This window comes from Kitasatospora sp. NPDC048239 (genome assembly GCF_043202015.1).
Classification (GTDB): Bacteria; Actinomycetota; Actinomycetes; order Streptomycetales; family Streptomycetaceae; genus Kitasatospora.
Genome location: NZ_JBICZP010000005.1, coordinates 140,419 through 154,293 on the forward strand (window position 1 = coordinate 140,419; position 13,875 = coordinate 154,293).

Annotated in this window: 10 protein-coding genes; 2 read left to right on the forward strand and 8 right to left on the reverse strand. The window is 72.1% G+C overall.

Annotated features, from left to right (window positions below; translation table 11 throughout):
* Positions 1-103 precede the first annotated feature (103 nt).
* From ACGFZP_RS15380 to ACGFZP_RS15395, 4 genes are all read right to left on the reverse strand, one after another.
* Positions 104-601, reverse strand: coding sequence for a GNAT family N-acetyltransferase (locus ACGFZP_RS15380; RefSeq protein ID WP_392932477.1), 498 nt, complete (start codon positions 599-601; stop codon positions 104-106).
* The gene (locus ACGFZP_RS15385) at positions 598-1,923 is read right to left on the reverse strand and encodes a DUF6271 family protein (protein WP_392932478.1); all 1,326 of its coding nucleotides are present in this window, start codon (positions 1,921-1,923) and stop codon (positions 598-600) included. The genes ACGFZP_RS15380 and ACGFZP_RS15385 overlap by 4 nt, the downstream gene beginning before the upstream one ends.
* A 487-nt stretch (positions 1,924-2,410) precedes the next feature.
* Positions 2,411-3,112, reverse strand: coding sequence for an aspartate/glutamate racemase family protein (locus tag ACGFZP_RS15390; RefSeq protein ID WP_392932480.1), 702 nt, complete (start codon positions 3,110-3,112; stop codon positions 2,411-2,413).
* 263 nt (positions 3,113-3,375) lie between these two features.
* A complete protein-coding gene (locus ACGFZP_RS15395) occupies positions 3,376-3,891 on the reverse strand; it encodes a ricin-type beta-trefoil lectin domain protein (protein WP_392932482.1) in 516 nt (171 codons plus the stop codon).
* Between the two features lie 272 nt (positions 3,892-4,163).
* Here ACGFZP_RS15395 and ACGFZP_RS15400 point away from each other — a divergent pair, with 272 nt between their 5' ends.
* Both ACGFZP_RS15400 and ACGFZP_RS15405 read left to right on the forward strand, forming a co-directional pair.
* Complete coding sequence (locus tag ACGFZP_RS15400; protein ID WP_392932484.1) at positions 4,164-5,072, forward strand: hypothetical protein; 909 nt, start codon at positions 4,164-4,166, stop codon at positions 5,070-5,072.
* 333 nt (positions 5,073-5,405) lie between these two features.
* Entirely contained in the window at positions 5,406-7,271 is a 1,866-nt protein-coding gene (locus ACGFZP_RS15405) for a hypothetical protein (RefSeq protein WP_392932485.1), read from the forward strand.
* 270 nt (positions 7,272-7,541) lie between these two features.
* Here the strand turns inward: ACGFZP_RS15405 and ACGFZP_RS15410 are convergent, their stop codons facing one another.
* From ACGFZP_RS15410 to ACGFZP_RS15425, 4 genes are all read right to left on the reverse strand, one after another.
* Positions 7,542-9,677, reverse strand: coding sequence for a SpoIIE family protein phosphatase (locus ACGFZP_RS15410; protein WP_392932486.1), 2,136 nt, complete (start codon positions 9,675-9,677; stop codon positions 7,542-7,544).
* 341 nt (positions 9,678-10,018) lie between these two features.
* Positions 10,019-11,236 (reverse strand): M6 family metalloprotease domain-containing protein, encoded by a 1,218-nt coding sequence (locus tag ACGFZP_RS15415; protein WP_392932488.1) that lies wholly within the window; start codon positions 11,234-11,236, stop codon positions 10,019-10,021.
* Between the two features lie 161 nt (positions 11,237-11,397).
* Positions 11,398-12,573, reverse strand: coding sequence for a M6 family metalloprotease domain-containing protein (locus ACGFZP_RS15420; protein ID WP_392932490.1), 1,176 nt, complete (start codon positions 12,571-12,573; stop codon positions 11,398-11,400).
* A 25-nt stretch (positions 12,574-12,598) separates the two neighbouring features.
* Complete coding sequence (locus tag ACGFZP_RS15425) at positions 12,599-13,873, reverse strand: alpha/beta fold hydrolase (RefSeq protein ID WP_392933462.1); 1,275 nt, start codon at positions 13,871-13,873, stop codon at positions 12,599-12,601.
* Positions 13,874-13,875 lie beyond the last annotated feature (2 nt).

Below are 13,875 nucleotides of genomic sequence, written 5' to 3' on the forward strand. Positions count from 1 at the left end.
CGGCGGGCGGGCCGGCCGGCGGGCTGACCGCACTCGACCACTGAGCGCATCACACCCGTTCGTCCGGTCCGAACGAGCGTGATGCGCTCAGGCGCCCCGCAGGTCAGTGCACCGGCATCGACATGTAGACCGCACGACGCCCGTAGGACGCGGGGACGGCCACCTCCCGGTGCGAGCGGTAGCCGATGATCCGCAGCAGGATGTCCGCCCCGCGCACCGCGACCATCGAGATCCGCTCGAACCCCAGCTCCTTCGCCCGTGCCTGGAAGTACCGCATGAACTCCAGCGCGACCTCCCGGCCGCGCAGGTCCTCGGCGATCACCAGGTCGTGCACGTGCAGGTTGTCCGACTCGAACGCGGCGGCCTCCGCCTGGGCGAGGTCCGGGCAGCGCAGCGGCGGGTACGGCAGGCTCAGCAGGTAGCCGCGGACCGTGCCGTGCTGCTCCAGCACGAAGCAGGTCTCCGGCGAGCCGAGGGCGCGGGACTGCAGTGCCTCCCGGCCCTCCGACAGGCCGTCGGCCGCGTAGGCGTCGTGTTCCAGCGCGACCACGGCGTCCCAGTCGGCGTCGGTCAGCCGCCGGATCAGGATGTCCTCGATCACCCGGCCGTCCCGTCCACGCCGGGGTGGAGGCCGTCCGCGCGGGCGGCGGCGACCATGCCGGCCCAGGCGCCCACCAGCACCGCCCAGCGCTCGGCGTCCTCCTGCGCCTCGTCCATGAGCTGCTGCCGCTTCCCGGCCACCACGTCGGCGAGTTCGGCGTACTTGCCGCCCAGCTTGCGGTAGGAGCGGTCCAGGACGTCCAGGCAGTGCTCGTTCCCGGCCCGGTCCCAGTCGACGCTGCCCCGCACCAGGTCGAGGATCGGCTCGACCTTCAGCCCGTGCTGCTCGTCCAGCAGCCCGCGGCCGTGGTCGATCATCCCGCCGTAGACCGGGTACAGGTACAGCATCGAGAGCAGGAACTTGACGAACCGCATCTGGTACGAGATGAAGCCGGCGCCGGTGCGGCGCTCGGGCGTGTAGTAGTTGACGATGTGGCGGTTGTGGACGACACCGGGCGACTGCGAGTGGACCAGCGCGTGCAGCAGGGCGTAGTCGCAGCCGATGGTCTCGATCGAGGGCAGCAGCGGCAGCACCTCGTAGGCCCGGTGGTCCAGGGCGATGTTGCACATGTAGACGTTCCAGATGTCGGGCACGCCCAGGACGGACTCGTCGACGTCGAACGGCTCGGCGCCGACGCCCTTGAAGGAGAGGTCCACCATCGCGTCCCGCTCCTCGTCCGACCACACCGGCGGGGTCCACAGGCGCACCAGGTCGCGGTAGACGGCCGGGTCCAGTTCGAGGATCTCGCCGATGTCCACGTTGAGTTCGCCGATGAAGGAGCCGCTGACCAGCATCACCGGCATGTCGGCGTCCGCCGGGTCGAGTTCGGAGCGGGTCACGACGGCCGCCGCCTCGCCGGCCGGCCGGCCGATCGAGAGCAGCTCGTGGTGGATCGGGAAGACCTTCTCGCCGTCGACGACCTGGAAGTCGGCGTCGTCGTTGCGCAGGTGCGTCGAGGTGCAGCCCAGGGCGGCCGCGGCGAGGAAGAGCCGGTTGACGCAGGAACCGTACGCGACGGCCGGCGGAAGCATCAGGTCGAGCAGCAGCTCGGGGTCGGCGGCGCCGGACTGCTCGGCCGCCCGGCGCAGGAATTCCCGCTGCTGGTCGTTGCCGAGGTGGTGGACGAACACGCCGGGCGTGGGGGCCAGCGCGGCCACGGCGTCCGCGTTCTTCGCGAACTCGGCGGCGTCGGTGGTGTCGAGGACGAGGAGGTGCACCTCGACCCCGAAGGTCTCGACGGCGTAGGCCGCCTCCTCGGCGAGGTCCACGATGGTGCCGGGGCAGGAACGCATGGTGGGCAGGGCGAGGCAGACACGTTGCATGGTGTGGGAATCTCCGTCTGATCGTCAGATCCATGCGCCCGTCCGAGGATCAAGGCATGGCAACGCCGCATGGCTCACTCAAAGCCGCGGTGAGGTAGTCGAGTTGAGGGGTCGGTGAGTCCCGTGCGGTGTCGGTGCCGGGTTGCGGGGCTCCGCCGGACTCATCTGGATGACCCTGCTTCACCACGGTGGACTAGACCAACTTTGGTGTCAACGGGATGCTTTCAGGGATCGGGCGGCGCACGCCGACACTGCCCGATTGGGCAGGCGCCGCTGCCCTCGCGCGAACCTCGGCGAACCTCGGCGGGGCTCGCGGGGCGGGGCCGTCGGGCGGGTCCGGGGCTGCGGTCCGTGCGTCGGAGGTGCGCGGCGGCCCGGCTTCAGGGCCTGGGGTCGTGGGCCCCGGGCGGCAGGCCCGAGGGTCGATGATCAGGGCCGCGAGCTGCGTGGGCGATCTGCCGGCACCCGCAGCGTCACCTCCGCAGAGTCACCCTCCGCCGACCGCGAGCGCCGCCTCGACGGCGGCCTCGGCGTGCAGGCGGGCGGTCGGGAAGAGCGGCACGGAGCTGTCCTCGGCGCCGACCAGCAGCTCGATCTCGGTGCAGCCGAGGATCACGCCCTCGGCGCCGGCCGCGACCAGCTCCCCGATCACCCGCCGGTACTCCGAGCGCGACTCCTCACGGACGACGCCCAGGCAGAGCTCCTGGTAGATCACCCGGTGGACGAGGGCGCGCCCGTCCGCGTCGGGGGTGAGGACGGTGAGGCCGCTCGCCTCCAGTCGCCCCCGGTGGAAGTCCTGCTCCATCGTGAACGCCGTCCCCAGTAGGCCGACCCTGCGCAGCCCGGCGGTTCGGACGGCGGCGGCGGTCGCGTCGGCGAGGTGGAGCAGCGGTACGGAGACGGCCGCCTCGACCTGGTCGGCCACCCGGTGCATGGTGTTCGTGCAGATCAGCAGCAGCTCGGCGCCGGCCGCCTCCAGGGAGCGCGCCGCGTCGGCGAGGACCGCGCCGGCCTCGGCCCAGCGGCCCTCCGCCTGGAGGCGTTCGATGTCGGCGAAGTCGACGGAGTAGAGCACCAGCCGGGCGGAGTGCAGTCCGCCGAGCCGCTCACGGGTGAGCTGGTTGAGCGTCCGGTAGTACTCGGCGGTGGACTCCCAGCTCATGCCGCCGATCAGGCCCAGTGTCTTCATGGGGCATATATAAACACCTCTGGGCTTCATCGGAAAAGCTATAAGGAATGCTTTCACCTCTTCGTTGCCCGGCTACCAGGCCTCGGCTGGTGCGCCGCCCCGGGTGGAATCCCGGTGGAATCCCGGGAGGGGAACCTCCCCGGGGCGGCGACCTCCAGTCGGAGCGACGGGACCGACCTGACCTGGGCGAAGTGGCCCCGGTCGGCAGCCCCGGGCCCACCGGCCTCGTGGAGGCGCGGTGGACAGCTCGGTTGCGGCGGAGGCTAGCCGTTGTGCGGGATGCGCGGCGGGGCGAAGGACCACTGCTGGGCCGCCGTGTAGTTGCAGGTGAAGATCTGCAGCTGGGTGCTGTCCTGCATGCTGCCGCCGGGGACGTCCAGGCACTTGTTGGACTGCGGGTTGATCAGGACGTTGCCCTCGTACCGGACCCACCGCTGGGCGTCGCTGCCGTTGCAGTCCCACAGCTGGACCCTGGTGCCGTCCGCCGTGCCGCTCCCGGCGACGTCCAGACACTTGCCGAGCGCGGACAGGGTCATGCCGATCCCGTCCGGCTTGTCGGTCCCGGTCCACGTCTGGGCGCCCGAGGCGTTGCAGGAGTAGATCTGCACCGGGGTCCCGTTGGCGCTGTTGCTACTGCGGACGTCCATGCACTTGTTGTTGTCGAAGACGCTGATCGTGCCGAACGAGTCGGCGCTGGCCGTCCCCGGGAGGGCCGCGACGGCGATCGCCGCAGCCGCCAGCGCGGCCCAGGCGTGGCTCTTCCGCATGAGGTTCCTCATGGTTTCCGTCCTCTCTCGAACCTTCGCGCCGACCTGTCGCCGACGCTCGACGAGGATCGTGGCCGAGGCCCGTGGACGTCCGGTGGACACGGCTGTTGACGGACTGTCTACGGCCGCCGGTTAGGCCCGGCGGGGCGGACCTGACAGGCCGCACCACCCAGGACATGTGCCGCCGGCCGCGAAGGAGGCCGGGGCCGACGTAAATGCTTTCGAAGGATGAGGGTGTTTCGTGAAAGTGTTCTCCCTGCTCATCCCCCTTTTCCGGAGACACTGTGACGATCCGCCGTACCACCCTGACCACCGCCGCCACGCTGCTCGCCCTGTCCGCCGTGGCCGCCTGCGACGACGGCGACGACGCGCAGTCCGCACCGCCGGCCGCCAGTGCCCCGGCCACCGCCGGCGCCACCGCGAGTCCCACCGTGATCCCCGCCGTGAGCGCGAGTGCCACGCCGACCGCGGCGCAGCCCGCGTCCAGCCCCACCACCACGCCGACCGCGGCGGGTGGCACCGGCGCCCCGGTCGACGCCACCGGGGCGTTCGACCCCGCGGTGGCACTGGCCCAGGCCGACCGGACGCCGTACGCCGCCACCGAGACCATGAAGACGACCGCGACGGCGGACGGCCAGGGGACGGTGATCACCCAGACCGGCCGGATCAACTTCTACACCCCGACCCGTGAGGGCCGGATCGAAACGAAGATGACGATCGGCGACGGCGGCGAGCCGACGATCTGGATGGAGTCGGTCAACACCGGCTCGGCCGTCTTCATGCGGGACAAGAGCACGCCGGGCAGCTCTTGGAGCCCGACGGACACCGGCGGCGAGAAGACCTCCTCGGACGACGACGGCGCCGCCTACGCCAAGGCGCTCGCCGAAGCCGGGCCCGCCGCCCGCAAGGGGATGGAGCAGAAGAACGGCGTCCCGGCCTACCACCTCGGCGCCCGCCTGACGGCCGACCAGATCAAGGCCATCGACCCCGGGGAGCACCAGAAGATGGTCGAGAAGGGCGTCGGCGCCAAGGACTACGACATCTGGATCGACCACGCCGGCCGCATCCTGGCCCAGAAGCAGTCCATGAAGGTGCCCCGCGGCGGTACGACCGTCACCTCCGTCATCACCGTGAACTACACCGACTTCGGGCCCCGCGAGACCTTCCCCGCGCCGACCGCCGCCGCCGGCTGACCGGCAGCACCCCGCTGCGCCGCCCGCCCGACCACCCCACCCGGTCGGGCGGCCCAGCCACGCAGGCGCGACGGTCGTGTCGGTTCCTAGTGCTTCGGCCAGCCCTTCACCCGCTGGCCGATCCGCAAACTCGTCGCGGCGTTGAAGCTTGTCGGGAGTGAGCAAGTGGCAGGTGTACAGGGCTTCTGTCGCCACCCGGTGATCTGGAGAAGCAGTGGCGGTGTCGTCATGGTCCCTTGCTCTCGGTCGCGTGTGCCAGAGCATCGCGCAGTTCACCCGAACGGGGAATTCGCGCGGGGAGGGCGGCGATTGGCGGCGGGGTAGGGAGGGGATATGGAATCCTCTGCCGACCTGTACGGCGATCCGGGTGAGCCGCACCTCTCCTATCCGGCTCGCCGGAATCCGTATGCCGACACCGTCCGGACCGAGCACCGGAGTTGGGTCGACCACCACGGCTTGGTCCCGGGGATCGGGGTGGAGCAGGCTGCCTGGTGCCACCCTGACGCCCCACCGGACGAACTGGCCCTGATGGCCGCCTGGTACAGCTGGGCTGTGCAGCCCGCGGACACCCCCAAGGAGCCTCTGGACCGGGCGCGCGCCGATCTCCTGCCCCGAACCACGGAGGGCCGCACCGCCGACTGGTGCCGCCGTTTCGCCGAGTGCACAGACAGGCTGGGCGACCGTCATCCGGACCCGGGCGACCTTCCCCCCGGCGACCTCCTCGCCCACCTGGACGCCCGCCGCCCGTTCGCCGCCTGGGCCGCCACCTTGGTCGAGCGCGCCACCGGGCACCGGCCGTCCTTACCTGCCGTGGCCGCCTTCGCGGACGCCGCCGTGCTGCTGGCCGACCTGCTCGACGGGCAGGCCCCGAACGCCGTCCGGGTGCTCGGTGAACTACTGCGCTGCGAGCGGCGCACCGCTGCCCGGTACGCCGACCGGCTCCGTACCGCCCGGCTGCACCAATTCGAACACAGCGGCGCCGACCAGGGGCTGCGGGACTGGCTGGCCGGCCATCGCGAACTGCACCTGCGCCGCGTGGGCCGCCGTCCCGCGCCGGGCGGCCTGAACGGCCTGGGCAGCTCCGCCGCGCGGCTGGCCGGGCAGTACGCGCCGGTGCTGCCCGAACAGCCGTCCGCCGCGGCCTCCCCGGGCTATCCCTTCGCCCTGCCACCCTTCCGACTGCCCTGGCCCGCCCGGCTCAACCCGCATCTGGAACAGGCCCGTCAGGAGGCCAAGGACTGGGCCCGTGAGGTTGGCCTGCTGGCCCCGGTGACCGCGCCGCCCGGCCCGCCGATCTGGACCGGGCCAGGCTTCGACAGCGACGACTGGCCGTTGTTCGCCGCCCTCACCCATCCTGACGCCTCCGCCCGGCAGCTCACGCTGGTCGCCCAATGGGATGTGTGCCTGTTGGCCCTCGACGACCATTTCGTCACCGCATACAAGCTCCCGCGCGACCTGGCGGGGGCACGTGCCTTCACTGCCCGGGTCCCCCTCTTCATGCCCCTGGACGACGAGGCGGTCCCGTCCCCCGCCAACCAGATCGAGCACGCGCTCGCCGAGCTCTGGGCCCGCACCGCACCGGACATGCCCCCGACCCTGCGATGCCGCTTCCCGGCCCACGTCGTCGACTTCGTCGCAGCCAACCTGGAGGAACTGGACGCCATCGCGCAGCAGCGCGTCCCTGACCCGGTGCACTATCTGGAATTCCGCCGGGCCAGCGCCGGAACGGACCTCTCGATCGGCCTCACCGGGAACCGGCCGCCCTCCACCGATGCGCTGCGCAGGCTGGAGGACGCCTTCGCCGACAGTGTCGGGCTGCGCAACGACATCTACTCCTACCGCAAGGAGATCGACGAGGAACGCGAGGTCAGCAACGCGGTCCTGGCCGTGCGCCGCCTTCTCGGCGGAAGCCTCCAGCAGGCCGTGGACGTCACGTACCGGCTCTTCGAGCAGCGCGTCGCCGAGTTCCAGCGGATCGCCGACCAGGAGCTGGGGAGCGAGCACGCCTCCTACGTGGCCGCGCTCCAGGACTGGATGGCCGGTGACAACGAGTGGTACCGGCGCACAGGCCGCTACCGCGCGGGGAGCAGCCGGTCGCTGTTCCCGTTCCGGGTTCCCGCCGTACCGTGCGGCCTGACGCAGGGCCTGACGCAGGGCCTGGCGGCAGGGCCGGAGCTGCTGGGTCACAGCGCCCGGTAGCCCGGCGCGCAGAACGAAACGGCTCACGCCCCCAGGCCGGCCGCCGACAACCCGTCGGGCGGCCGGCCTGTCGTGTTCAGCGGCTTCCCTCGCTCCACAGCGGGCGACGAGTCCACAGCACCATCGAGGCAGGAGGACGGAAGGTGGGGCATTCGGACATCAACTTCTCCGAGGGGCGGACGGCCGACTCGCCGGGCTCCGGCGCCGGGTCGGTGTGTGGCGGCCACGTGGATTGACGAGTGGCCGCACATGTGGACTGCCATCAGATGGTCAACGCGCCAGCGGGAATTCGCACCAGACGTTCTTGCCGCTGCCGAGTGGCTCCACGCCCCAGCTCCCGGTGAGGGCATCCACCAGCAGCAGGCCGCGGCCGGAGGTGGCGGTCTCGCCGGGGGCCCGGCGGCGCGGCAGGACGCTGGAGCGGTCCTGGACCTCCAGGTGGATGCAGGGGGTGGTTCCGGTCCGTAGTTCCATGGTGAGCAGTGCGCCCCCGTCGGTGTGGACCAGGGCGTTGGTGATCAGTTCGTCCGCCGTGAGTTCGATGTCGGACAGGAAGTCGGCCGCACCCCACGCGGTCAGGGCCTGGCGGAGCATGGCCCGGGTCGCCGCCAGCCCTTCCGGATCGGCCTGGTGGACGTGCTGGGTCATCTGCCGGGTGGCGTAGGTACCGGACACAGCTGCGCGGTGCAGCAGCAGGAGCGCCATGTCGTCGCTGCTGCCGAGGCGGCTCGGGTGGCCGCCGCAGAGGTGGTCGGCGAGCGCCTCGGTGTCGAGCGGGCCGGCGCGCATGGCGGCGGCGAGGGCTTCGATGCCGTCCGCGATGTCCCGACCGGGGTGTTCGACCATTCCGTCGGTGCACAGAAGCAGGGTGTCCGCGGGGTTGAGGTCGAGGCGGGTCTCGGGGTAGCCGTCCTGGCCGAACACCGTGGCCACGCCGAGCGGCAGGCCACCGCGGACGCTGGCCCAGCTGGTACGGCCGGTGCTGTGCCGCACGAGTGGTTCGAGGTGGCCGGCCCGCACCAGGAGCAGTGTTCCGGTCTCCAGGTTGGCGTCGACGTAGATACAGGTCGCGGACCGCTCGGTGTCGAGATCGGCGAGGAACCTGGACGCGCGGGCCATGACCGTGGCGGGAGTGTGCCCCTCGGTGGCGTAGGCCCGCAGAGCGATCCTCAACTGACCCATGATGGCGGCCGCGTGGCTGTCATGTCCCTCCACGTCGCCGACCACGAGACCCACCCGCCGACCCGGCAGAGGGATAACGTCGTACCAGTCCCCGCCCACCTCGCGTCCGCTGCGGCCGGCGCGGTAGCGGACGGCCACCTCGCCGCCGTTGATCTCGGGGATGCGGCGCGGCAGCATGGTGGTCTGGAGGGTGGTCGCGAATTCGCGTTCCTGGTCGAAGAGCATGGCGCGTTGCAGGGACTGCGCGACAGCGCTGCTGAGCGCGATGCAGATGTTGCGGTCCTCGGTGCTGAAGTGGTGCCTGTCCCGGTAGAACAGGCCCAGCGCGCCGATGGAGCGGGCCTGGGCGGCCAGGGGCAGGAAGGCCGCTGCCTCGATCCCCATCTCCTCGGCGTAGGGCAGGAGGCGGGGGTAGCGGCTGGTGAGCTCCTTCCTGGTGCTGACGAATCGCGCGCGCCGGGTGAGCACGGCCTCGGACAGCGGCAGCCCGTCCCCCAGGTGGGTCAGCGACAGGTCGTCCTGGGCCCTGAGCTCCGCCGACGGTTGCTCGGTCACGGCGACGAGGCACATGACGCCCCCGTCCACCAGCCCGAGGGCAAGCCCGTCCGCCCCGAAGCGTCGCAGCCCTTCGCTGTCGGTCAGCACGTTGGTCACGTCGCGGACGGTGATGGCGCGGGCGAGGGCTTCGGTGGTGGCGCGCACGGAGTCGGTCTGGCGGCGCCGGTCAGCGGCGAGCGTGCGCATCCCCTCGGCATGGGCCAGCTCCTCCTCGGCGTTGCGGACGATTCCGACGATGCGGTACGGGTGCCCTTGCGGGTCGCGCAGGATGCGCCCCTGCGTGTGGGCCCAGCGCAGCGTTCCGTCGCGGCAGACCAGGCGGAAGTAGGACGCGAAGGTCAGGTGTCCCTCCCGTAGTGCGAGCGATACGGCCTCGTCGAGCCGGTCGCTGTCCGTCGGCAGCACCCTGGCGGAGAGTGACGCGGGCACTCCGTCGAACTCGTCGGCCTGTAGGTCGAACACTTCCAGGCCGACGTCGTCGAGGTGGTATGTGCCCCTGTCGAGGTCCCAGTCGAAGCTGCCCATGCCGTTGAGCGCCAGCCGGTCGTTGGCCGCGGTCGGCTCGGTGTCACCGGGGGAGCCCGACGACGGCGAAGCAGCACGGGCGGACAGGGGGCGGGTGATCTCGGGGTCGTAGCCGCCCGGAGACCTGGACGTGTTCGCCATGGCTGGGCTCCCGTCCGATCGATGGCCCGCTGCCGGATCATCCGCGACAGGCTTGCCGCCGCCGTGTGGTCACGGAGAGTGGCGTGCGCGTGCGACAACGAAGCGCCTGAGTGCTCCGCCGCCCGCGCCGGGTCCGTTCCTGGAACGCCTGGTCAGTCTATCCACGGGGCGACGGCTAGGCATCGACGCGTGAGCCGTGGTTCAGGCCTTCTCGACCCCACGTGAGGTGGGCGCCCTCGCCGGCCGCACCCCGGGCAGACCGTCGGAGCGTTACTGCCGGTAATTGCACGTCAGTTCTTCGGCATCGAATCCGGACCGAGCCGCCCGGGCGCGCGCGGGGATCACCAGCTGCTGATCTGGACGGTGTCCCCGTAGGCGCTGCCCTGGCGGACGGAGATCTGGACGCGGGCGGACCAGTCGGTGAAGCTCTGGCCCGGGCGGTGGGCGGCCAGGTCGAGCGGGCTGCACCCCGGTGGCGGCGAGGCGCCCGGGTTGCCGTTGATCACCCGGACCGGGCCGTCGCCGGTCCGGACGGAGGTGTCGACGCGGTAGATCAGCACGCCGGTGGAGCAGGGGTTCGGGTCGGTGTAGGCGGCGCGGCGGGACTCGACGACGTACGCGGCGGTGGCACTGGTGCGGATCACCCCGATCTTGGTTCCGCCGGTGTACTCCACCGCCGTGAGATCGACGTCGGTCCAGCCGGGGCCGGGGAGGCAGGCGATCTGGCTGTCGTCGATCCAGCCCAGTTTCCACAGCTCCCAGCCCAGGTACTGCGGTGCCCGGCCGCCGACCTTGCCCATCAGGTCCCAGCCGCCGACGTAGGCGTGCTGGTCGGTGCCGGTGAAGGCGTAGAGGTCGGGCAGGCCGAAGGTGTGGCCGGTCTCGTGGTCGGCGATCTTCGGGCCCCAGTACCACATGTCCTGACCGAAGGTCACCGCCCACCTGATGCGGGTGCCGCCCACGGTCACGCCCGCGGTGGTGGGGTCGTAGACGTAGGTGGGCGTGAAGCTGATCGCCGAGGCGGACTTCGGCGGGACGACGTACACCAGGTCGTACCGGGAGAAGTCGGTGTACGGTGCGGCGGCCTGCACGGCGTCGCGCACGTACGCCTCGTGCTGCTCGAAGCCGATGCCGCGCTGGAAGCCGTACGAGGTGGAGGGCTTCGGCATGCGCAGCCAGCGGTCCAGCGGGCTGATGGCCAGCCAGGTGCGGCCGTAGGAGGCCTGCCACATCCAGTCCGCGGCGGGGGTGAGCTGGGCGGTGTAGGGCTGGGTGGGGCCGTCGGCGGGGGCGTCGGGGAAGTCGACGAAGAGCGTGAGCACGCGCTTGGTGCCGAGTGGTTGCTGGAAGCGGACGCGGTCGGTGCCGTGGCCTTCGTCGGTCCAGCCGGTGGTGCCGGCGAGGGCGCAGGCGGAGGCCGGGGCCGGGACGGTGGCGGCGACGGCCGGGCGGGCGGGGGCGACGAGAAGGACGAGCGCGCCGACGACGGCGAGCAGGGCGACCGGCGGGCGGAGCGCTCTGGTGGAGGCTCGCCAGGGGGATCTGAAGAGGGTTCGCACAGTGGTGTTCCTCCTGGGGGCGAGGACGGTGAGGGGAAGGCCCGGCCGGGGAGCGAGAGCCCCCGGCCGGGCCGGGTCGCGTCGTGCGGAGGCGGGTGGTAGGGCACCCGGAAGGCCGCCCGCACGGCGCGGGCTCGGGGTGTGTCCGAGGAGCGCGCGGGTCAGCCGGTCCGGGTGACCGTCACGGTGTCGGAGAGCGGGCCCTGGTGGCCGACCTCGATCCGGACGCCGGTGGCGGGGTCGGTGAAGGACTCGCCGGCCCGGTGGGCCGCCATGTCGAGCGGCCGGCAGCCCGAGGGCGGTGTGGCCTCCGGGTTGCCGTTGATCACCCGGACCGGGCCGTCGCCGGTCCGGACGGAGGTGTCGACGTGGTAGATCAGGACACCGGACGAGCACGCGGACGCGTCGCCGCCGACGGCGCGGCGGGACTCGGCGACGTACGCGGTGGTCTCGCCGGTGCGGACCACCGCGATCTTGGTGCCGCCGGGGCGTTCGACCGCCCGCAGGCGGACGGTACGGCTGCCGGTGGTGGGCAGGCAGGCGACCTGGCGGTCGTCGATCCACCCCAGCTTCCAGCGCTCCCAGCCGAGATGCTGCGGTGCCGGACCCGAGATGAGGCCCATCACGTCCCAGCCGCCGACATGGCGGTGGGCGTCGGTGCCGTCGAAGGCGTAGAGGTCGGGCAGGCCGAAGGTGTGCGAGGTCTCGTGGGCGGCGACCTCGGGGCCCCAGCGGTACATGTCCTGGCCGAAGGTGACCGCCCATTTGATCCGCGTGCCGCCCGCCACGATGCCGGGGGCGGCCGGGTCGTACAGGTAGGTGGGCGAGAAGGTGATGGCGGAGGCTGATCTGGTCGGGACGATGTAGAGCAGGTCGTACCGGGAGAAGTCGACGTCCGGGCCGGCGGCCTCGACGGCCTGGCGCACGTACGCCTCGTGCTGTTCGAAGCCGATACCGCGCTGGAAGCCGTAGGAGCCGGAATCCTGCGGCAGGTGGAGCCAGCGGTTGAGCGGGGTGATGGCGAGGCGGGTGCGGCCGTAGGATTCCTGCCTCGTCCAGTCGGCGGCCGGGGCGAGTTGGTGGTAGTAGTCGCCGAGTTCGCCGGTGGCCGGGGCGTCGGGGAAGTCGACGAAGAGCATCAGCACGTGCTTGGTGCCGAGCGGCTGCTGGAACTGCGTGCGGTCGGTGTCGTGGCCCTCGTCGGTCCAGCCGGTGCGGCCGGGCAGGGCGCAGGCGGCGGCGGAAGCGGTGGGGGAGGACGCGCTGGGGGAGGGGGACGCGGCGGCGACCAGCGGGAGGGCCAGCGCCAGGGCAGCGGCGAGGAGGCGGGGGTTCAAGACGGTTCTCCCATCGAGGGTTTGCTCAGGCCCGGCCGGAGGCCAGGTCCATCAGGCGCGCGAGGACCCGCCCGCCGGAGGCGGTCACACCGTCGTGCTCCCACTCGTTGGTGACCCAGGCGCGCAGGCTGCCGACCGCGCGGGCGGTGCGCAGGGACAGGCCGGCGTCCACGTACATGTCGTCGTGGTAGACGGCGGCGGCAACCGGGACCCGGTTGGCGGCGAGCCGGGCCGGGTCGTACAGCTCGGGCCAGTCGGTGCGTGCGGCGAGCAGGTCGGCGGCCTCGGCGAACGGGCGCAGGCCGGCGACCTCCCGGAACATCCAGGGGTAGATCATCTCGCCGGTGAGCATGAGCGGGTCGGCATCCTCGGCGAACGCGGGGTGGGCGGCCAGGGCGCGTTCGGCGGCCCAGCCGGTGGCGGTGGCGCCGCGGCCGTAGATGGACTCCTGGAGAACGGCGAAGAGCGGGTTGTCGGTGAAGGAGGTCAGCTGCATGACCTGCTGGAGGAAGGTGGCGGTGGGGGCGCCGTCGGCGCCGAGGGCCTCGTCGAGCAGCCAGTGCAGGCGGGCGGAGCCGTCACCCATGCCGAGCATGAGGCCGAGGGTGCGCAGGCGGCGTGCGGTGAGCCGGTCGCCGTCCGGGAGGTGGACCGGGTGGCGGTCGAGCAGGTCCGCGAGGTGTCGCAGCAGCGGGCGGTCGCCGGGATGGCGGAGATAGTGGGAGGTGAGCCGCTCGCGCACCCGGGGATAGGTGGCGGCGTACACGTCGTCGGCGGTGGCGTCGAGGCCCGGCAGGCCGCCCGTGATGTAGCAGGCGCGCAGGCCCGCGGGCGCGAAGGAGAGGTAGCTGAGGGTGACGAAGCCGCCGTAGCTCTGGCCGAGCGTCTCCCACGGTCGGTCGCCGCAGAGTTGACGTCTGATCAGTTCGGCGTCGGCGACGATCGAGTCGGCCCGGTGCAGCGCCAGGTGATCGGCCAGGCGGTGGGCCGGGCCGAGGCCGGCCGCCGCGCGGGCGGTGACGGGGGTGGAACGGCCGGTGCCGCGCTGGTCGAGCAGCAGTACCCGGTGGGTCTTCAGGGCGTGGTCGAGCCAGCCGCCGGTGTTCACCGGGCGCGGTGACTTCCCTCCCGGCCCGCCCTGGAGGTAGAGCAGCCAGGGCAGTTGGCGCCCGGCGCGAACCGGGTCGGCCAGCTCGCGGGCGAAGACCTCGATGGTTACGCCGCCGGGGTCGGCGTGGTCGAGCGGCACGGTGAAGGCGTGGTCGGTCACCGCGAGCCCGGGCAGGCGGTGTCTGGTCAGGA

What these genes read in the sequence shown, in the direction of transcription:
- ACGFZP_RS15390 (WP_392932480.1), bottom strand. Translation starts at nt 3,112, where the DNA reads ATGAAGACACTGGGCCTGATCGGCGGCATGAGCTGGGAGTCCACCGCC.
- ACGFZP_RS15410 (WP_392932486.1), bottom strand. Translation starts at nt 9,677, where the DNA reads ATGGCGAACACGTCCAGGTCTCCGGGCGGCTACGACCCCGAGATCACC.
- ACGFZP_RS15385 (WP_392932478.1), bottom strand. Translation starts at nt 1,923, where the DNA reads ATGCAACGTGTCTGCCTCGCCCTGCCCACCATGCGTTCCTGCCCCGGC.
- ACGFZP_RS15395 (WP_392932482.1), bottom strand. Translation starts at nt 3,891, where the DNA reads ATGAGGAACCTCATGCGGAAGAGCCACGCCTGGGCCGCGCTGGCGGCT.
- ACGFZP_RS15405 (WP_392932485.1), top strand. Translation starts at nt 5,406, where the DNA reads ATGGAATCCTCTGCCGACCTGTACGGCGATCCGGGTGAGCCGCACCTC.